This is a genomic window from Nonomuraea sp. NPDC001636 (assembly GCF_040298265.1).
Classification (GTDB): domain Bacteria; phylum Actinomycetota; class Actinomycetes; order Streptosporangiales; family Streptosporangiaceae; genus Nonomuraea.
On record NZ_JBEOZT010000008.1, the window covers coordinates 290,797 to 309,484 of the forward strand.

The 18,688-nt window shown below is 75.6% G+C and carries 18 protein-coding genes; 10 read left to right on the forward strand and 8 right to left on the reverse strand.

Annotated elements, in window-relative coordinates; all coding sequences use genetic code 11:
* Positions 1 to 4 precede the first annotated feature (4 nt).
* The gene (locus ABT158_RS18530; protein ID WP_352354732.1) at positions 5 to 502 is read left to right on the forward strand and encodes a potassium channel family protein; all 498 of its coding nucleotides are present in this window, start codon (positions 5 to 7) and stop codon (positions 500 to 502) included.
* Here the strand turns inward: ABT158_RS18530 and ABT158_RS18535 are convergent.
* On the reverse strand, positions 497 to 2,629 hold the full coding sequence (locus tag ABT158_RS18535; protein WP_352354734.1) for an NACHT domain-containing protein: 2,133 nt from the start codon (positions 2,627 to 2,629) through the stop codon (positions 497 to 499). The two genes, ABT158_RS18530 and ABT158_RS18535, sit on opposite strands and share 6 nt — an antisense overlap.
* A 121-nt stretch (positions 2,630 to 2,750) precedes the next feature.
* Here ABT158_RS18535 and ABT158_RS18540 point away from each other — a divergent pair, with 121 nt between their 5' ends.
* From ABT158_RS18540 to ABT158_RS18550, 3 genes are read left to right on the forward strand one after another with little or no spacing between them, the layout of a single operon-like run.
* Positions 2,751 to 3,533: a carotenoid biosynthesis protein gene (locus ABT158_RS18540; protein ID WP_352354736.1), complete on the forward strand. Its 783-nt coding sequence runs from the start codon at positions 2,751 to 2,753 to the stop codon at positions 3,531 to 3,533.
* Complete coding sequence (locus tag ABT158_RS18545; protein WP_352354738.1) at positions 3,521 to 4,960, forward strand: phytoene desaturase family protein; 1,440 nt, start codon at positions 3,521 to 3,523, stop codon at positions 4,958 to 4,960. Before ABT158_RS18540 ends, ABT158_RS18545 begins: the two co-directional genes overlap by 13 nt.
* Complete coding sequence (locus ABT158_RS18550) at positions 4,957 to 6,108, forward strand: glycosyltransferase family 2 protein (RefSeq protein ID WP_352354740.1); 1,152 nt, start codon at positions 4,957 to 4,959, stop codon at positions 6,106 to 6,108. The genes ABT158_RS18545 and ABT158_RS18550 overlap by 4 nt, the downstream gene beginning before the upstream one ends.
* Here the strand turns inward: ABT158_RS18550 and ABT158_RS18555 are convergent.
* Positions 6,047 to 6,655, reverse strand: coding sequence for a glycerol-3-phosphate acyltransferase (locus ABT158_RS18555; RefSeq protein ID WP_352354742.1), 609 nt, complete (start codon positions 6,653 to 6,655; stop codon positions 6,047 to 6,049). The two genes, ABT158_RS18550 and ABT158_RS18555, sit on opposite strands and share 62 nt — an antisense overlap.
* Here ABT158_RS18555 and ABT158_RS18560 point away from each other — a divergent pair.
* Positions 6,627 to 7,334, forward strand: a complete 708-nt coding sequence (locus ABT158_RS18560) for a spheroidene monooxygenase (RefSeq protein WP_352354744.1) — start codon at positions 6,627 to 6,629, stop codon at positions 7,332 to 7,334. The two genes, ABT158_RS18555 and ABT158_RS18560, sit on opposite strands and share 29 nt — an antisense overlap.
* A 5-nt stretch (positions 7,335 to 7,339) precedes the next feature.
* Here the strand turns inward: ABT158_RS18560 and ABT158_RS18565 are convergent, their stop codons facing one another.
* Genes ABT158_RS18565 through ABT158_RS18575 form a run of 3 tightly spaced genes read right to left on the reverse strand, consistent with a single transcriptional unit; the run spans position 7,340 to position 10,730 of the window.
* Positions 7,340 to 8,329, reverse strand: coding sequence for a phosphate acyltransferase (locus tag ABT158_RS18565; protein WP_352354746.1), 990 nt, complete (start codon positions 8,327 to 8,329; stop codon positions 7,340 to 7,342).
* Positions 8,326 to 9,225 (reverse strand): phytoene/squalene synthase family protein, encoded by a 900-nt coding sequence (locus ABT158_RS18570; RefSeq protein ID WP_352354748.1) that lies wholly within the window; start codon positions 9,223 to 9,225, stop codon positions 8,326 to 8,328. Before ABT158_RS18570 ends, ABT158_RS18565 begins: the two co-directional genes overlap by 4 nt.
* Entirely contained in the window at positions 9,222 to 10,730 is a 1,509-nt protein-coding gene (locus ABT158_RS18575) for a phytoene desaturase family protein (protein ID WP_352354750.1), read from the reverse strand. Before ABT158_RS18575 ends, ABT158_RS18570 begins: the two co-directional genes overlap by 4 nt.
* Before the next feature lie 159 nt (positions 10,731 to 10,889).
* On the opposite strand from ABT158_RS18575, the gene ABT158_RS18580 reads away from it, so the two are divergent.
* From ABT158_RS18580 to ABT158_RS18590, 3 genes are all read left to right on the forward strand, one after another.
* The gene (locus ABT158_RS18580) at positions 10,890 to 11,837 is read left to right on the forward strand and encodes a MerR family transcriptional regulator (protein ID WP_352354752.1); all 948 of its coding nucleotides are present in this window, start codon (positions 10,890 to 10,892) and stop codon (positions 11,835 to 11,837) included.
* Between the two features lie 90 nt (positions 11,838 to 11,927).
* Entirely contained in the window at positions 11,928 to 12,422 is a 495-nt protein-coding gene (locus ABT158_RS18585; protein WP_352354754.1) for an RNA polymerase sigma factor, read from the forward strand.
* Between the two features lie 46 nt (positions 12,423 to 12,468).
* Entirely contained in the window at positions 12,469 to 13,590 is a 1,122-nt protein-coding gene (locus ABT158_RS18590) for an alpha/beta hydrolase family protein (RefSeq protein ID WP_352354756.1), read from the forward strand.
* A 33-nt stretch (positions 13,591 to 13,623) separates the two neighbouring features.
* Here the strand turns inward: ABT158_RS18590 and ABT158_RS18595 are convergent, their stop codons facing one another.
* Positions 13,624 to 15,099, reverse strand: a complete 1,476-nt coding sequence (locus ABT158_RS18595) for an alcohol dehydrogenase catalytic domain-containing protein (RefSeq protein ID WP_352354758.1) — start codon at positions 15,097 to 15,099, stop codon at positions 13,624 to 13,626.
* Between the two features lie 89 nt (positions 15,100 to 15,188).
* On the opposite strand from ABT158_RS18595, the gene ABT158_RS18600 reads away from it, so the two are divergent.
* Positions 15,189 to 16,181 carry an AraC family transcriptional regulator gene (locus tag ABT158_RS18600; protein WP_352354760.1) on the forward strand — a complete coding sequence of 331 codons (993 nt, stop codon included), beginning with the start codon at positions 15,189 to 15,191 and terminating at the stop codon, positions 16,179 to 16,181.
* Here ABT158_RS18600 and ABT158_RS18605 read toward each other — a convergent pair.
* Entirely contained in the window at positions 16,146 to 17,129 is a 984-nt protein-coding gene (locus tag ABT158_RS18605; RefSeq protein WP_352354762.1) for an ArsR/SmtB family transcription factor, read from the reverse strand. The two genes, ABT158_RS18600 and ABT158_RS18605, sit on opposite strands and share 36 nt — an antisense overlap.
* Before the next feature lie 147 nt (positions 17,130 to 17,276).
* Here ABT158_RS18605 and ABT158_RS18610 point away from each other — a divergent pair, with 147 nt between their 5' ends.
* On the forward strand, positions 17,277 to 18,038 hold the full coding sequence (locus ABT158_RS18610) for a hypothetical protein (RefSeq protein ID WP_352354764.1): 762 nt from the start codon (positions 17,277 to 17,279) through the stop codon (positions 18,036 to 18,038).
* Here ABT158_RS18610 and ABT158_RS18615 read toward each other — a convergent pair.
* Entirely contained in the window at positions 18,035 to 18,682 is a 648-nt protein-coding gene (locus tag ABT158_RS18615; RefSeq protein WP_352354766.1) for a hypothetical protein, read from the reverse strand. The genes ABT158_RS18610 and ABT158_RS18615 overlap by 4 nt on opposite strands.
* Positions 18,683 to 18,688 lie beyond the last annotated feature (6 nt).

Sequence of the window (18,688 nt, forward strand, 5' to 3'; positions counted from 1 at the left end):
TGTCATGTGTGCTTCTCCGGCCGGCGTGCTGGCATGGGTGCGGAGCGCGGTCGCCGCCGCCGTGATCACCGGCGTCTACTTCGTCGTGCCGCTGCCGACCGAGAAACTCCAGGACGGCTCACCCGAGCTGCGCGTCGTGGGCTGCCTGGCCGGGGTGATCGTGCTGGCCTGGCTGCTGGGGCGCCAGGTGGGGCGCGCGCTGCGGCCCGGACGGTCCCTGGCGGAGCAGCTGGCGATGTTGCTGACCGTCGTCACCGTCGTGGTGGTCTTCTTCGCGGCGCTGTACTTCCTGATGGCCGCGCAGTTCCACGGCCTGCGCACGCGGGTGGACGCGCTCTACTTCTCGGTGATCACCCTGGGCACGGTCGGCTACGGCGACGTCGTCCCGCTCGGGCAGGGCGCGAAGGCCCTGGTCATCGTGCAGGTGATCTTCGATCTGATCGTCGTGACGTCGGCGCTCGCGCTCATCGTCGGCGTGTGGCGCTCGCAGGAGTCGTCATGAGGGCTCTCCCTCCAGGCAGGGGACCGGGGACGCCGTGGCGGCCTGGGGGTGCGTGGCCAGGTAGTCCTGGAGCTCGCGGTGGCGGAACTGGTAGGCGATCCCGGAGATCCGCAGCAGCCCGGCGCCGTAGCAGCGGTGCAGGAACCGTCCCAGCCGCCACGGCAGCCGGCCCCGCGTGGCCAGCAGCAGCCCCAGGTAGCGGCGCGCCAGCAGCGGCGACCAGGACGCCACCAGCGACATGCCGAACACCGCGGCCACCGCGACGGCCGCGACGACCGGGATCCCGTCCAGCAGCTTCACGAACCAGATGCCCAGCATGAACCCGAATCCGGGGCCGAAGGTGAGCGCGGCCACGAGCGTCGAGACGACGTCGTTCCTGATGACCGTCCTGGGGTCGATGCCGTCCCAGGAGCCGGCGTATCCCAGGCTCACGTCCCTGCCGCTCGCGATCCCCACGCCGACCAGGAGGCCGAAGACGATCGGCACCCACAGCGGCAGGGCGGCGCCGAACTCCATGATGAGCGCCGCGCTCGTCAGGCCGTACATGGCGGCCAGGACGCCGTCCACGACGCTCCGCCTGCGGCTCTGTCCGCCGCGGCGCCGGAGCAGGCCGTCCTCGTCCGCCGTGGACCACGCCTGCCGATAGGCCGTGACCGGTTCGGTCAGCAGGCGCACCGCCACCGTGCCGGGCAGCAGGAGAAGGGCGACGGCCATCACCGTCGCGCCCGAGACCTGGCCGTCCACGATCTCCACCCGCGAGAACACCGCGACGGCGGCGACGACGACGGCGGCGACCCCGGGAAGGCAGGTCGCCAGCGCCACCAGCGCGCCGAAGAACCGCGCCCGGTCGCCCGCCAGCGGCCACAACCGGTGCAGCACGAGATCCGTGCCGGACAACACGCGCCCGTGGAGCGGCGGCCGGCCCGTGTTCGCGCGCAGATGAGCGGCCAGGACGGCCAGGTGGGCGTGCGTCCGCCGGGCGTCCGGCCCCTTGCCCGCCGGGTCCGCCGCGGCCAGGCGGGCGGGGATGAACAGACCGAGGAGATGCTCCTGTACGGACCGCTGGTCGGGGAAGCGCGTGAGGACCTCGGGGGAGCGCACGTAGCGCCCGGTGACCGGGTCGCGCTGCTCGTAGACGCTGACCGCCAGGGTCAGCCGCCACGGCGTGTTCAGCGCCTCGGCCAGGACGTGCCCGTCGCGGGTCAGCGCGTCGAGGACCGGCCGCCAGCGGTCGGGGTCCTCCTGGTCGGTGACGGCCTGGATGAAGCTCCACGCCTTGTCGCCGCCCACCTTGCCCACGTCGACCCGGACGATCCCGCGGGGCACGGCCCGGTCGGCGACCAGGGCGTCGTACTGGCCGGTGCGGCAGGTCAGGACCATGCTGCAGCGGTCGAGCCCGTGCTCGTAGTCCTCCAGCGCGCGCAGCGCCCGGGCGGCCCGCGACCCGTAGCCCGGCTCGTCGGTGTCGTCCATCTCGTCGAGCCCGTCCACGACGGGCAGGATCCGCTCCGCCTGCACGAGCGTGCGCGCGGTCACCGGCTTCAGGCCGTACGCGGCGGTCAGGTGCCGGGCGAGCATGTCCCGCACCGGCACGTCGGGATCCAGGCTCGCCGCGGTGATGCGCACCGGGACGCGGTCGTCGGGCCGCCGGCCGTCGAGCAGCCGGAGGATCAGCTCGATGGCGAGGACGGTCTTGCCCGAACCCGCCACCCCGGTGATCACCAGCCGCCCAGGGCCGCCCAGCTCGCGGAAGTAGCCGGCCACCTGCTTCAGGTTGCCGGCCGGCGGCGCGGAGACGGAACCGCCGGTGGGGTGGAAGGAGAAGTCGACGTCGATGACCGCGTCGCTGCCCTTGCGGCCCAGCAGCTGTGCCCGCTGGGCCCGCTCCTCGGCCAGCACCCGCCTGGCCAGCAGGATCGCGGCCGCCTGCACGTCGGTGTCGGCCAGCCGCTGCGCCTGCCACCAGGACAGCGCGGCGATGCCCGTCCCGGCCAGCCCCAGCCCGGCGCCGACCGGGTCGACGTCGCCCGGGTAGAGCGTCCACAGCCGCAGCGCGGCGGCCACCAGCATGACCATCCCGGCCGCCACGCCCGCCCAGAACCACCATGTCTTCGTCCGCCGGCTCACGGTCCCAGCATTTCAAAGCGGGCGCCCGTCGTGTGCGGGGAACGCGACAAAGATCCTCTTCGTCCCGTGCCGGCTCGCGGCCCGTGCAACCCCGGGGACGGCACGTGCGAAACACAGGTATGTGGAACGCACACCAGACCGGCAGGTCACAGGAGGGGCCCTGAGGTCGGCGCCGCGGCCGGCCCGCGCGCTCGGCGTGCTGTCGGTGCTGGCCATGATGGGCTGCCAGGTGGCGTCCGGGCTGGCCGCGCGGCCCGAGCGGCTCACCGGGGTGATCGTCGTGCTGCTGGCGGCGTGCGCCCTGGCCTTCGCCGCGGACGCCTGGGGCACGGCCAGGGCGGCGGCCGCCTTCGCCGGCGCGGCGCTCACCGGGTACGCGGCCGAGCTGGCGGGGCTGCTGACCGGGTTCCCGTTCGGCGCCTACAGCTACAGCGACGCGCTGTGGCCGCAGGTGGCCGGGGTCCCCGTGGTGGTGGTGCTGGCGTGGGGCGGCATGGGGCTGGCGGCCCACGCGGTGGCGGTCGCGGTCGTGCCGTCCGGCGGGGTGGCCCGGGTGTGCGCGGGCGCGGGCGCGCTGACGGCGTGGGACCTGTTCCTCGACCCCCAGATGGTCCGGCTCGGCCTGTGGACGTGGGCGCGGGAGGGCTTCTACCGCGGCGTGCCGCTGAGCAACTTCGCCGGCTGGCTGCTGGTGTCGGCGCTGGTCATGGTGGTCGTCGGGGGGATCGTCCGGGCCGCCGCCCCGGCGCGCGGGCTGCTGGCGCTCTACACGGTCATGGCGGTGATGGAGACGGTGGGCTTCGCGGCGGTGTTCCGGCCGCCGGACCTGCTGGTCGCCGCCGCCGGAGGGATCACGATGGGCGCGTTCGCCGCGCCGGCCTGGAGGCGGTCATGGCCGAGGTGACGGTGATCGGCGGCGGCATGGGCGGCATGGCGTGCGCGCTGCTGCTGGCCCGCCAGGGCCACGAGGTGCGGCTGTACGAGCAGTTGCCGCGGCTGGGCGGCAAGCTGGCCGAGCATCGCCGCGACGGTTTCACCTTCTCCCTCGGCCCCTCGCTGCTCACCATGCCCCGGGTGCTGCGCGACCTCGGGCTGGGGCGCGAGCTGGTCGAGCCCGCCCTGCTGTGCCGGTACCGCTTCGCCGACGGCACGGTCCTGGACGCCCACCGCGACCCGGCGCGCATGGCCGCCGAGGTGGAGCGGCTGGCGCCGGGCGAGGGCCGGGCCTGGACGGCCTTCCACCAGTGGGCGCAGGGCTGCCTGCGGGCGGCCGAGCGGACCGTGTTCGCCGGGCCGCCGATCCGGCGGCAGGGGAGACCGCGGCTGTCGGACCTGACCGCGGTGGCCCCCGCCCGCACCCTGGCCGGGCTGGCCCGGCGCCACTTCCGCGACCCCCGCCTCCGCCAGTACGTCGGCCGCTACGCCACGTACGCCGGGTCGAGCCCGTACCGGGCGCCGGCGGCGCTGGGCTGCGTCCCGGCGCTGGAGCACGGGGAGGGCGTCTGGTACGCGCCCGGCGGTCTGGCCCGGCTGGCCGACGACCTGGCGCTGCTGCTGAAGGCGGCCGGGGTGGAGATCTTCCTGTCCGAGCCCGTCGCCGCCGTAGAGGCCGACGCGTCCAGGGTCACCGGGATACGGCTGGCGAGCGGGCGCAGGGTGCGGGCCGACGTCGTGGTGGCCGGCACCGACGCCGCCGCCCTGTACGGCCGCCTGTCGCCGGACCGGCGGCGGCTGCGCCGGATCGCCCGGCTCGGCACCTCCTCCTCGGCCTTCCTGCTGCTGGCCGGGGTGGAGGGCCGCACGCCGGGGCTGCCGCACCATTCCGTGCTGTTCTCGGCCGACTACGAGCGCGAGTTCGCCGACATCTTCGACCGGGGCCGTCCGCCCCTCGACCCGACGGTGTACGTCGGCTGCTCGGCGGTGGACGACGCCTCCCAGGCCCCGGGCGGGGCGGAGAACTGGACGATGCTGGTCAACGTGCCCGCCCGGGATCCGGCCCGGTGGGGGATCGGGGTCGAGGCGTACCGGGACCTGGTGCTGGAGCGGCTGGCCGGGCGGGGTTGCGACCTGGCCGGCCGGTTGCGCTTCGTCGACGTCTTCACCCCCGCCGACCTGCGGGACCGGTACGGCTCCTGGGGAGGCGCGATCTACGGCAGCGCCTACCGGGGCAGGCTGGCGTCCTTCGCCCGGCCGGGCAACCGGGGGCCGAGACGCGGGCTGTACCTGGTGGGCGGCTCGGCCCACCCCGGCGGCGGCCTGCCCATGGTGACGCTGGGCGCCCGCATCGTGGCCGGCCTGGTGTCGCAGGACCTCGCGGGCGGTCCGCGATGAGGGCGCTGACCGTCGCGCAGGGCGTGGCGGCGGCCGTCGTGGCGGCCCGGCTCGCGCGGGGACGGCGGCGGCTGCCCGCGCTGCGGCCCCGTCCGGTCGCGGGCGAGCCGGTCTCCGTGGTGATCCCCGCCCGTGACGAGGAGGCCAGGATCGGCCCGTGCCTGCGCGCCGCGCTGGCGGCCCCCGGCGTCCGCGAGGTGATCGTCGTGGACGACGGCTCCCGGGACGGCACGGCGAAGCTGGCGGCGTCGCTGGGCGCCACCGTCGTCACGGCCGATCCGCTGCCGCCCGGCTGGGTCGGCAAGCAGTGGGCGCTGCGGCAGGGGGTGGCCGCCGCCCGCGCCGGCGTGGTGGTCACGCTGGACGCCGACGTCCGGCCCGCGCCGGGCCTGTTCGGGGCGCTGGCCGCGGCCCTGGACCGCTACGACCTGGTCAGCGCCGGCCCGCGCTTCGTCTGCGACGGCGCGCTGGAGCAGGCCCTGCACGCCTCGATGCTGGCGACGCTGGTCTACCGCTTCGGCCCCGTCGGCCCGCCGACCCCGCCGCCGCCGCACCGGGTGATCGCCAACGGCCAGTGCATGGCCTTCCGGCGGTCCCGGATGACCGAGGCGGACGGCTTCGCGCTCGTGCACGACCGGATGACCGACGACGTGGCGCTGGCCCGCCGCCTGGCCGCGCGGGGCTGGTCGGTGGGCTTCCTGGACGCCGGCGGCCTGCTGGAGGTCGACATGCACGACTCGGCGGGCGAGTTGTGGCGGGAGTGGGGCCGTTCGCTGCCGCTGGCCGACGTGACCGGCCCCGGCCGGCAGGCGGCCGACCTGGCGGTCATCTGGCTGACGGCGGCGCTGCCCGTGCTGCGGCTGGCCGCGGGCCGCCCGACCGGCCTGGACCTGGCGCTGCTGGGGCTGCGGGCGTCACTGACGGCCGCGTTGCGGGGCAGCTACCGGCGGCCCGGGGCGGGGCTGCTGCTGTCGCCGCTGCTGGACCCGGCCACCGCGTTCCGCCTGACGCAGGCCACCGTCCGGCCGGTGCGCAGCTGGCGCGGCCGCACCTACGGCGACGTCAATGGCGGGGTCGGCGGCGGCGTCAGCGGTGGGACGAGCGGCGGCGGCCGGCCAGCGCGGCCTGCCCGAAACGCAGCCCGATGAGGCACATCAGCCCCCCGGTGGCCGCCACCAGCTCGGCCGGCATGAACAGCAGCTGCAGCAGCGGCACCCCGAACACCGCCAGGCGCGCGCCCGCCGCGAACGACCGCGTCGCCAGCGCCACCAGCGCCAGCGCCGCCACGGCCAGCCCGAACGCCGGCGGGCAGATGACCGCGACCCCGCCGGCGAAGGTGAGCACGCACCGGCCGCCCCGGAAGCCGGCGAACAGCGGCCACGCGTGCCCCGCCATGGCCGCCGCCACCGCCAGGTACACCGGCGCCACGCTCGCCCCCGACACCACGCCGAAGGCGGCGGTGTGGCCGCCGCCGATCACCAGCGCGACCAGGGCGGCCAGAGCGCCCTTCAGCGTGTCGCCGGCGAACACCGGCACGCCCGCCCACCGCCCGAGCTGCTCCTTGACGTTCCAGTACCCCGGGTTGCGGTCCCCGACGTCGCGCGGATCGACGCCGTGCGCCCGCGCCGTCAGGACCGCGACCGGCACCGACCCCAGCAGGTAGCCGATGACGACCGACACGAGCACCTCAACCATCGCGTCCTTCCACCTCGTCCGGTACGGCGGCAGGGGGGCGATGAAGCACATGGCCTTCGACCGGCCGCTGCTGCGCCGTCCCGGCGGCCCGATCTTCTGGCGGCTGCTCGGCACCGGCAGGGGACGCTCGATGTCGCTGGGCGCCGACCTGCGGCGCTGGGCGCTGTTCGCCGTCTGGCGGCGGGAGGGCGACCTGGCGGAGTTCCTGCGCGACTCGCCGATCGCCGCCCGCTGGCGGACGGAGTCCGCGGAGTACTGGCAGACCCGGCTGGCCCCGCTCGCCTCGCGCGGCGCGTGGGGCGGCCGGGACCCGTTCGGCGGCGTGCCGGCCCGCGACGACGGCGGGCCCGGCCCGGTGGCGGTGCTCACCAGGGCGTCCATCCGGCCCGGCCGGCTGGTCGCCTTCTACCGGTCGGTCCCGCCGGTCGAGGAGCTGCTGCGGCGGCAGGACGGCTGCCTGGCCTCGGTCGGCATGGGGGAGTGGCCGCTCGCCCGGCAGGCCACCTTCTCGCTGTGGCGGGACCGGCGGGCCGTACGGGACTTCGCCTACCGGGGCCAGGCCCACCGGCGGGTCGTCGAGCGGGTACGGGCCCGCGACTGGTACGCCGAAGAGCTGTTCGCCCGCTTCGTCCCCTATGCCAGCGAGGGCCGCTGGGACGGGCGCGACCCGCTGGGCTGACCCCCTCATCCCGCCGCCGTGACAGCGCTCGCCGTGACAGTGCTCGCCGCGATCCCGGCCGCCGGGTCCCGTCCCGCCAGCGTGTGGGCCACCACGCAGGCGCGGGCGATCGTGGCCGCCCGCGAGGAGCCGTGCGCGACGACGACGGTGCCGCGCAGGCCGAGCAGGACGGCGCCGCCGTGCGTCTGCGGGTCGTAGCGGCGCGCCACCTCGGCCAGCCGGTCGGGTGGGGCGATGCCGGCGTCGGCCACCATGGTGAGCGCCGTGCGCACGCAGCCTTCGACGTTCTTGAGCACGACGTTGCCGGTGAAGCCGTCGGTGACGATCACGTCCACCGTGCCGGCCAGGACGTCGTGCCCCTCGACGGGGCCGTGGAAGCGCACCGGCAGCTCGCTCAGCAGCTCTTCGGCCTGGCGGGCCAGCCGGTTGCCCTTGCCCGGCTCCGCCGCGATCGACAGCAGGCCCACCACCGGGTCGGCCACGCCCAGCACGGCCCGCGCGTACCCCACGCCGAGCAGCGCGAACTGGGCCAGCATGGCGGGGCGCGGATCGGTGATCGCACCGGCGTCCACCAGCACGCTCGCCCCGCCCGGCAGCGACGGGAGCGCCACGGCCAGCGCGGGCCGCAGCACGCCGGTCGCCCGGCCGATGCCGCGCACCGCGCAGGCGACCACCGCGCCGGTGGAACCGGCCGACACCAGCGCGCCGCCCTCGCCCCGTCCGACCAGGTCGCAGCCGATCGCTAGGCTGGAGGCGGCCAGCGCGGTCGCGCCCGCCCCGCGCTCGGTCATGGGCACGGCGTCCTCGGCGTGGGCCACCGCGACCTCGTCCGCGGCGCCGTGCCGCCGCAGCTCCTCGGCCAGCCGCGGCGCGGGGCCGACGAGGACGACGGGCACGCCGTGCTCGCGGCAGGCCAGCACCGCCCCCGCGACCACCTCGGCGGGGCCGTGGTCGCCGCCCATCGCGTCCAGGACCACGGGGGCCGCGCCGGTCACGGCAGCTCCACGCGGACGCGCCGCTCGGCCCGGCCCGACCCGGCGGAGGCCAGCAGGTGCCGGGCGAAGACGGCGGCCTTGCGGCGGCGCGGTACCCGCACCCGCCCGGCCAGGACGTCGAAGCCACGCCGCTCGATCTCGGCGAGGATGCCGCCGTACAGCTCGAAGGCGGCCCGCACGCACGGCCGCGAGGAGGCGACGAGCAGGCCGACGCCCTCGTCGGCGGCCCGGTAGTGCTCGCGGGCCCGCCCGGCCTCGAAGGCCAGCAGGTCGCGCACCGCCCGCCGGGTCCGCCGCTCGCCCAGCATGCCGGGCACGACGCCGAACTTGTCCAGGTCCTCCATCGGCAGGTAGACCCGGCCGCGGGCGAAGTCCTCGGCGACGTCGCGCAGGAAGTTGGTGAGCTGGAAGGCCAGGCCGAGCTGGCGGGCCGGCTCGCGGGCCGCCTCCTCGTGGCCGGGCGCCGGCTCCAGCACCGGCAGCATCATCGTGCCGATCGCGGCGGCCGATCCCGACATGTACCCCAGCAGGTCGTCGTAGGTCGCGTACCGCCGCACCGACAGGTCGGCGCGCATCGAGGCGAGGAAGGCGCGGACGTCGCCGTGGTCGATGCCGAAGGAGTGCACGGTGTGCAGGAACGCGGGCAGCATCGGATCGCCGGTCGCCGCCCCGGCCAGCCCGGCCTCGACCTTGGCGGCCAGATCGTCGAGCGCGCGGGCGCGGTCGCCGGTCATGGTGAAGGAGTCGACGATCTCGTCGGCGTAGCGGGCGAAGCCGTACAGGGCGTGCACGTGCCGGCGTTTCCACTGGGGCAGCAGGCGGGTGGCCAGGTAGTAGGAGCGGCCGTAGCGGGCGTGGAGTTGTCGGCAGCGTTCGTAGCTGGCGGTGAGCGTCAACGGGCCTCCTTCAGAATGCGTTCGGCGGCGAGCCGGCCGGAGATCAGCACCGGAGGGATCCCGACGCCGGGCGCGGTGTACATGCCGGCGAAGTGCAGTCCCGGCACCCGCCGGGCGACGGCCGAGGGCCGCAGCCACGCCGTCTGGGTGAAGCGGTGGTCCAGCGCGAACGGGGTGCCCGCGCTGTGCCCGCGCGCCGCCCACGCGGGCGGGTCGAGCACCAGCCGGGGCGCGCCGGACAGGTCGCCGTGGCCGAGCGCGGCCAGGCGGCCGAGCAGCCGCGTCTCCAGCTCAGGCCGCAACCGGTCCCAGTCGGCGGTCCGCAGGTTGGGCGCGGGTTCCAGGACGCTGAGCGTGGCCTGTCCGGGCGGCGCGGCCTCGCCGTCCGGCTCGGGATGGGTGATCAGCAGGCTGGGATCGGGTTGCGGACGGCCCGCCGCCAGCGCCGTGAAGGTCTCCCGCCAGGCCCGTCCGAAATGCAGGGTGTGGTGGGCCTGGCCGTCCAGGGGACGGTCCAGGCCGACGTGCAGCACCAGGCAGGAGGGGGAGTGGTGGGGGCGGCGCAACCGCCAGTCCGCCGCCGGGCCGGGCAGCAGCCGCCGGGCGGCCAGGCGGTCGCAGGCCACGACCACCTGCCGCGCCGCGAGCCGCTCGCCGCCCGCCAGCAGCACCCCGGTGACGCCGTCGGAGTCCGTCTCGACCCTGTCGGCGCGGGCGCCGTAGCGGAGGTCGCCGCCCAGCTTCGCCAGCAGGGCCGCCATGGCCGAGGGGATGGCGTGCATGCCGCCGCGCTGCGGGAAGTACACGCCGCCGACGGTGTCCATGTGGGCGATGACGGCGTAGATGCCGAGCGCACGCTGCGGCGCCAGCCCCACGTACAGGGACTGGAAGGTGTGGGCCTTGATCAGCCGGGGGTCGCGCAGGTGCCGGGCGGCCAGGCGGTCCAGCCGCCGGAAGCCGCCCAGCCGGGCCAGCCGGAGCAGCGCGGCCGGCCGGGCCAGGGCGCGCAGCCGGCTCATGTCCGCGTCGATGAACGCCGGCCACTCCACCCGGAACAGCTCGTCGAGCAGCGCGCGGTAACGCTCGTAGCGCGCCGCCTCGGCGGGCCCGCACACGGTCCGCACCTGCTCGGCCATCGCCTCGCGCTCGGGCAGGACGTCCAGCCGCGACCCGTCGTCGAAGATCATCCGGTACGACGGGTCCAGGCGGCGCAACGGCAGCCAGTGCCGCAGCTCCTGCCCGGCCGCGCCGAACACCTCGGCGAGCACGCCCGGCATGGTCAGCACCGAGGGGCCGGTGTCGAAGCGGAACGGCCCGAGGCGGGCGGTGCCGCAGCAGCCGCCGGGCTCGTCGAGCGCCTCGACCACGGTGACCTGACGACCGGCGGCCGCCAGGTGGACGGCCGCGGCCAGCCCGCCCAGCCCGGCCCCGACGACGACCACCGGGCTCATCGGGCGGCCGTCCCACACACGTGCCCGGCCTGCGAGGTCACCGTGTCCATGCACGCAGCTCCTTCTGTCGCTATGAACAGAATTCGTGCCAGGAGCGCGCCCGGTTGCACGCCACCGGACAACGGGATCAAGCCGGACGCGCCCAGCCATGCGCCCAAGGACCCCGCAAGCGCGAAAAGATAGTCGGACACGTCGAGCGGCAGCGGGAACACCATGGACGAGGACACACCGGTCAGCGAGGAGGACGCGGGATTCGGCATCGGAGCCGTCTCCCGGCGCCTCGGCATCCCCGCGCCGACGCTGCGCACCTGGAACCTGCGCTACGGCCTGGGCCCCAGCCGCCGCAGCCCCGGGGGCCACCGCCGCTACGGCGCCGCCGACGTGCGGCGGCTGGCCGAGATGAAACGCCTGATCGCCACCGGCCTGGTGCCGGCCGAGGCGGCCAGGCTCGCCCTCGGGCTGCCCGACACCCCCGCCGCGCCGCCGTCCGGCGCGCGGACGGCGGCCGTCCCCTCCGGCGGCCGGCGGACGCCGCAGCCGCCCGGCGGGCGGCCCGCGCCGCGGCAGGTCGTCGCGGCGCTGGCCCGCGCCGCGGTCATGCTCGACGGCAGAGCCGTCGCCGCCCTGGTCGAGGAGACGCTGGCCGCGCAGGGCGTGGTGTGGACGTGGGAGCACCTCTTCCTGCCCGCGCTCGACGCCGTCTGCCGGGGTCAGGACGCGACCGGGTCCGGCATCGACGCCGAGCACCTGCTGTCCGGCCACCTCCAGGCGGCGCTGCACCGGCTCGCCGGCGACGTGCCGCCGCGGTCGGACCGGCCGGTGCTGCTGGCCTGCGCCGAGGAGGAGCAGCACAGCCTTGCGGTGCACGCCCTGGCCGCCGCGCTCGCCGAACGCGGCGTGCAGACCCGCGTGCTCGGCGCCCGCACCCCCTACCCGGCGCTGGCGCACGCGATGCGGCGGCTCGGGCCCGCGGCCGTGTTCGTCTGGTCGCAGCGGGCGGAGACCGGTGACACCGCGCCTCTGGCCGCCCTGCCCCAGGTGCGTCCGGCCTGCCGGATCGTCATCGGCGGGCGCGGCTGGCAGGGCCCGGTCCCCGAGGGCGTCGTCCGGGTGGCGACGCTGCCCGACGCCGTCGCATGCGTCATGTCGACCCTGATTTGAGCCGCCCTTTCCCCCGATGAGCTTGTGACCGCCCGCCGTGCCTCGGTATGAATAAGTTTTGAATAGGTTTTTGCGGTGAGGGGCAGGCGCATGGACACCAGTGACGAGGACGCGCTCGGCGAGTGCTACCGCACGCACGCTCCCTCCGTGCGCTCCTACCTGCGCCGGTTCGTACCCGCCGAGGAGGTGGAGGACCTGCTGCAGGTCGTCTTCGCCGACGTCTGGCGCTCGCGCGGGCGCTACGACCCCGGGCGCAGCCAGGCCGCGTGGGTCTTCGCCATCGCCCACCGCCGCGCCGTCGACCATCTGCGGGTGCGGCGGTTGCAGACCGTGCCGCTGCAGGAGGCGGGCGATCTGCCGGGACGTGCCCGGCCGGCGCCCGACGCGCTCGGCGACCGCGACCAGATCGACCGGGCGCTCGCCGAACTGTCGGACGCCCAGCGGCAGGCCATCGAACTGGCCTACTTCGCCGACCTGACCCAGCGGGAGATCGCCGAGCACCTGCGCGTGCCCATCGGCACCGTCAAGGCCCGCATCTCGCGCGGGCTGCACCGGCTCTCGGACCTCCTGGCCGGAACCGCCTGAGCCGATGATGTATACGCCGTAAACGCCGATAGTTTACTCTGTATACATGCGAGCACTGAAGAAGAGGCGGCTGTGGATCGCGGGTCTGGCGGTCGTCGTCCTGGCCGGGGCGGCGGGGGCCGGGGCCTGGTTCGGCAGCGAGCAGTCGGTCGGCGTCGTCCGCCACGGCGCGGCCAACACCGAGGTCCTGGCCGTGCGGGGCGACCTGGTGACGCTCACGCGCACACCCGAGACCGGCAAGCCGGGCACGTACTGGCTGGAGTGGACCGGCTCGTACGCCATGCTCGGCGAGGTCGTCCCCGGCGTCGCCGACCGGGTGACGCGCAAGGTGCTGCGCGGCCACGTCCCCTCGGTCGGCACGCCCGGCTGGTTCGGCAACGTGCCGCCCGGCGATCCCGAGGTGGCCTGGGGGATCGGCTACACCGAGATCATGGTGCCCACCGAGCTGGGGCCCGCGCCGGCCTGGTACGTGCCCGGCGAGGGCGACACCTGGGTCGTCGCCGTCCACGGCCAGAACGGGCGGCGCAAGGCGGAGCTGAAGGTCCTGCCCGTCGTGCACGGGCTGCGGCTGCCCTTCCTGGACATCAGCTACCGCAACGACCAGGGCGCGCCCGCCTCCCCCGACGGGCTGCTGCACCTGGGCGACTCGGAGTGGCGCGACCTGGAGGCCGCCCTGCGCCACGCGCAAACCATGGGAGCGCGGCGGTTCGTCCTGTACGGCACCTCGATGGGCGGCCAGATCGTCGGCCAGTTCCTGGCCCGGTCGCCGCTGGCGGCCCTGGTCGACCGGGTCGTCATGGACGCTCCCATGATCGACGTCGGCATGACCGCCGAACAGGGCGTCAGGAACCACCACCTGCCCGGCTTCCTGGCCGGGCTGTCGAACCAGGTCGTCCGGTGGCGTACCGGGGTCGATGCGGACCGGCTCAGCCTGATCCGGCGTCCGCCGCGGGTCCGGCCGCCGCTCCTGCTGATCCACACCGTGCCCGACGCCGAGCACCCGATCCAGGAGGCGTACGGGCTCGTGGCCGCGGGCAGGCAGCTGGGGTGGGAGATCCGGTTCGAGCCGTTCGAGCGGGGCGAGCACACGGAGGCGTGGAACGTCGACCGCGCCCGTTACGACCGCCTCGTCCGCGACTTCCTCTCCGGGGACGCCTCCCGGACCTGAGCCCCGGGCCGGTGACCGGAGGAACGGGCGTGATCAGCCGCCCGTCGTCAGCGTGATCTTGCCGCGGACGAGACCGCGCTCGGCCTCCCGGTGCACGTCCGCCAGCGCCTCCAGCGGGCGGACGGCCGCCTCGACGTCCACCACGCCCGCGTCGATCAGCGCCACGAGCTCGGCGAGCTGCCCCGGGTCGTTGCGGGCCACGAAGTGGACGGCGCGCGGATGCTCGATCGGCCGGGTGATCGAGACGAACTCCGCGGCCAGCTCCGTCACCGAGTCGGGCACGTCGGCCACCAGGTTGATCAGCACGTCGTTGCCGCCCGGCAGGGGGCCGGCGGTGTAGTCCACGACCTCGTCCGCGCCCAGCGCCCGGACGGCGGCGGCGCTGCGCGGCCCGGCGGTGGCCACCACGTACGCGCCCGCGTGCCTGGCCAGCTGCACGGCGAACAGCCCGACGCCGCCGCCCGCGCCGTTGATCAGCACCCGGCTGCCGGGGCCGATGCGGGCGTGCTCGAAGACCGCCTGCCAGGCGGTGAGCCCGGCCACCGGCACGGCCGCCGCGGCCGTCAGCGGGATCCGCCGCGGCGCCCTGGCCAGCACGTCCGCCCTGGCGACCGCGTACTCGGCCGCCGCGCCGTCGATGAGCCCGATCACCCGGTCCCCGGGGACGAGGTCGCCCGCCCCGGTGAGCACGGTGCCCGCGACGTCCCAGCCGAGCGTGTGCGGCAGGGCGCCGCCGAACACCTCCCGCAGCAGGCCCGCGCGCAGCCCCACCTCCGAGGGGTTGAACGACGTGGCGGCCACCTCGATGAGCACCTCGCCGGGGCCGGGCCGCGGCACCGGCGCCTCCTCCACCCTGATCACCGAGGCGTCGCCGTACTCGTGCAGGCGGGCGGCCCGCATGGTGCCCAGGAAGTCCGCGGCGTGCTCGCTCGCCCACGTCCCGAAGTCGCTCGCGGGCACTCCGGTGACCTCCTCCACGGCCCGGGTGGACGGGCCCGGCTCGGTCAGCGGCCGCGGCCCGGTCAGCGTGTACACCGCGCCGTGGTGCCCTCCGTCGAGCAGCGCGCGCACCGCGACGGCCGCGACGTCCCGCTCGTGGACGGGGGAGAAGACCGCCTCGCCGGACGGCTGCCGCACGACGCCTGCCCGGACCTGCCCGGCCCACCGCAGGGCGTTGGCCGCGAACGCGTGCGGGCGCAGCACCGTCCACTCCCGGGCGGTCCCGGCGATCAGGCGCTCGATCTCGACCTCGTGCGCACGCGCGGCGGCCGAGGACAGGTAGACCACGCGCCGGGCGCCGATCAGCTCCAGCACCTCGCGGGCCCCCTCCGCCGAGGCGAACGGCCACAGCAGGAACACCGCGTCCACCCCGTCGAGGGCCGACGCGAGCGCGACCGGGTCGGTCAGCTCCCTCGTCACCGCGCGGACGCCGGCGCCCGCCTCCGTCAACTGCTGCACCAGCGGACGGCCGATCGTGCCGGTCGCCCCGCTGACCAGGACTCTTGTCATGCCGTCAACCCTAGGGGCCGGGCGCGAGGCGTCCAATGAGTCTGCGTGCTTGTTTCATACGTGATCGTCTTCCGCACTAGACTCCGGCCATGGACGTACTGAGCGACGTGGTCGCCTCCATGCGCATCGGCGTGCCGCGCTCGGCGCGGGTCGAGTGGTCGGCGCCGTGGGGGCAGCGCTTCCCGTCGGTGCCCGGGTCGGCGGGGTTCCAGGTCGTGCTGCGCGGCTCGTGCTGGGCCGTCCCGCCGGAGGGCGAGCCGTTCCCGGTCGGCACGGGCGACGTGCTGTTCTTCCCCCACGGCCACGGCTACGGGCTGGCCGACTCGCCCGACCGTCCCCTCCCGGAGCCCGACTGCGACCCCTTCGCCCCGGCCGAGCTGTTCGCCTCGGCCTCGATGGAAGGCGCCGGGCCCGTCACCGTGACGCTCTGCGGCGGCTACCGGCTCGACGCCGGCCGGGCGCATCCGCTGCTCGGCGGGCTGCCCGAGCTGATCCACCTGCCCACCGGGCTGGGGCGCAACACCGACCTGCGCGCCGCCGTCGAGCTGCTCGGCAAGGAGATCGACGACCCGCGGCCGGGCGCCGACCTGGTGGTCCGGGCGCTGCTGGACATGCTGCTGCTGTACATCCTGCGGGCCTGGTTCGACGCCTCGGCCGACCACTGCGAGGCGGGCAACTGGGCCGCCGCGCTGGCCGACCCGGCCGTCGGCGCCGCGCTCGACGGCATCCACCGCGACCCCGCCCACCCCTGGACGGTCGAGTCGCTCGGCCGCCGCGCCCGGCTGTCGCGCGCGGCGTTCTCCCGCCGGTTCACCCAGTTCGTCGGCCGGCCGCCGCTGACCTACCTGACCTGGTGGCGGCTGAGCACGGCCGCGCGCATGCTGCGCGACTCCGACGCCGCGCTGAGCACGGTCGCCGCCGCGGTCGGCTACGGCTCGGAGTTCGCCTTCGCCAACGCCTTCAAACGCCAGTACGGCATGCCTCCCGGCAAGTACCGCCGCGTCGGCTGCCCGCCCCCGGGAGCGGGTGAGCCCGTCCGCACCGGGTCAGCCGTTGGCCTCCAGCAGGCGGGCGCCGAGTGAGGTCAGGTGGTGGTGGACGGCCTGGCCGTTGCGGCGGGTGGCGATCAGCCCGGCGTTGCGCAGCACGGTGACGTGCTCGGAGGCGGTGGAGGCGCTGACCCTGAGCCGTCCGGCCAGTTCGTCCGTCCGGCAGCCGTGTCCGCCGACGGCCCGCATCACCCGCGCCCGCGCCCGCCCGACCAGCGCGGCGAGCGTGTCGAAGGCCGGTGACGGCAGCACCTGGCGGCCGCCGTCGGGCATCGGGACCGTGAGCACCGAGCTGCGCCGGTCCAAGGTGGTCGCGATGCCCAGGTAGCGGGGCGAGGCGCCGGAGATCGGATGCAGCAGCAGGCCGCGTCCGCCGAGATCGACCGTGATCGGCGGCCCGCCCGCGACGACCATGCCGCCGCCGTCCCAGGACAGCCGCGGGCTGAGGGTGCTGAGCGCGGAGCCGAGCCCGATCCGCGCGACCGTCTCCTGGTAGGCGGCCAGGCGGGTTTCGAGCCTGCGGCGCATGCCGGGCCATTCCGGGGCGAGGAACCGGTGGAAGAGCACGTACATGCTGTCGGCCAGGGCCCGGCGGAACCGCGCCGGGTCCATGTCGAGGTCGGGCCGTCCCGGCACCCCGCTGAAGCGCCACAGGTCGCCGCCGAACTCGCGCTCCTCGGGCGGGGTGTCCAGGGCGGCGAGCGCGTCCAGCTCGTCGGAGAGCGCGGCGGTCTCGATCGGCGGGGCCACCTCGGAGGTGACCAGTCCCTCATGCAGGGTGACGCGGGAGGCGCCGCGGTTGAGGATGTCGAGCAGCGGCAACGTCCGGCGCGGCACGGTCCTGGCGATGTCCCGCCAGATCGAGCCCTTCTCGGTCAGTTCGGGATGGTGGACGCTGAAGGCCGCGAAGATCGCGTGGGTCAGGGGCGAGACCACGAACCGGGTGGCCGCGAGGTCGCCCACCTGGAAGTTCAGACGCATGCGCCAATCGTCCCTTGATGATCGATTTCAAGCAATCGTCCGGTTGACGGGGGAGCTCTTCGGTGCCCGGCCGAAGAGATTGTGCCCACCCCGGCGCGCCCCGACCATGGCAGCGAACGGCCCGCGCCCGCCGCTGAGGAGAACGACATGCGAAGACACCCCCGGACACCCGGCACGACAGGCCGGCGGGCCCGCCGCGGCCTGTGCGCCGCCGCCGCTGCCCTCCTGCTCGCGGCCACCTCGACGACCCCGGCCCACGCCATCGGCAACCAGGCCCGCAACGAGGACTGGGTCTACCGTTCTGACTCCCTGTGCGTCCTGGTCTACGCCGAGATGCTCGACCTCTCCAGCAGCAACGGCGGCTCCTACCAGACGTCCGCGGCGAACGTCTACGGGCCGAGGGACGGCATCCCGTGCGGCCGTTGGCAGGCCGTGCCCGCCGGTCATCTCGCGATACGTCAAGTCGTGCTCGTCTACGACCTGACCCACCAGGTCTGGGGCGCCTGCCCGGACCTGGACTCCGGCTGGCACTACACCCCCAACACCACTTTTCACGCCGACTGGTACATGTGGAGCGGCGAAGGGTCCAACCCCGCCCCCTGCGGCACCGCCTGGTACGCGACGCAGACCTTCGGATACGTCTGGGACGACGGCTGGAACGGCGGCTCCCTGCCGTCGGGCAACGTGTGGATCACCGCCAGGTACGGCCTCCAGGCCAGGACGCCACCGGCGCAGCCGCCGCGCCCGTCCTGGATCACCGACACGGGCGCGGTCGACCCGAGCAGGCTCCCGGACCGCCTGCCGCTCATCGGCGCCGACGGCGAACCCAGGCGCACGGGCTCGGGCGACGTCGCCACCGTCGACACCGCCACCCTGTTCGGCCCGCCGTCCCAGCCGCCGCCCGGCTAGACCTGCTCCTCCGGGTCGCCGTCCGCTGGGGCCGCAGCGATCTGCAGCGGTGCCGTGGCCTCGCCGGTGAGCTCGCGCCCCTGGTCCAGGACCTGGCCGAGCTGCCTGGCCAGCAGCGGGACGGTCGCCGGAGGCAGGTACGCGTCCGCGCCGGCGTCGAGCAGCCGCCGGACCGGGCCGTGGTACCGGACGCCGAGCTCCGGGTCCTCGATCTCGGTGACGACCACGCGGGCCTTCGGGAACATCGCCCGGAGCCCGGCGATCAGCTGCGGGCTGCCGGCGGGCACCAGCAGCACGTCGGCCGTCGCCGGGGCGGCGTGCATGTCGAGCACCACGTAGTCGGCCCCGAGCCGGTCGGACAGCGCGACCCGGGCGGCGTTCGACAGCTCCATCGCGGTGGCCACGACCGTCACACTGTCGTGGCCGGCCGGCGGCGGATCGCCGGGCTCGTCCGGCGCCCCGCGGCCGACGACGGCGCCCTGGACCACGTCGACGGTGCTGGAGATCGTCGCGATCGACGCGCCGTCACGCGTGAGTACCAGGCTCTCGCCGGGTTCCAGGGCGTCGACGAGCGCGACGACGTCCTCGGGCAGGCGGGCCACGTCGACCCGCGGCGCCGGACGGGCGCGTCCGCGCCTCACCATGCCCGC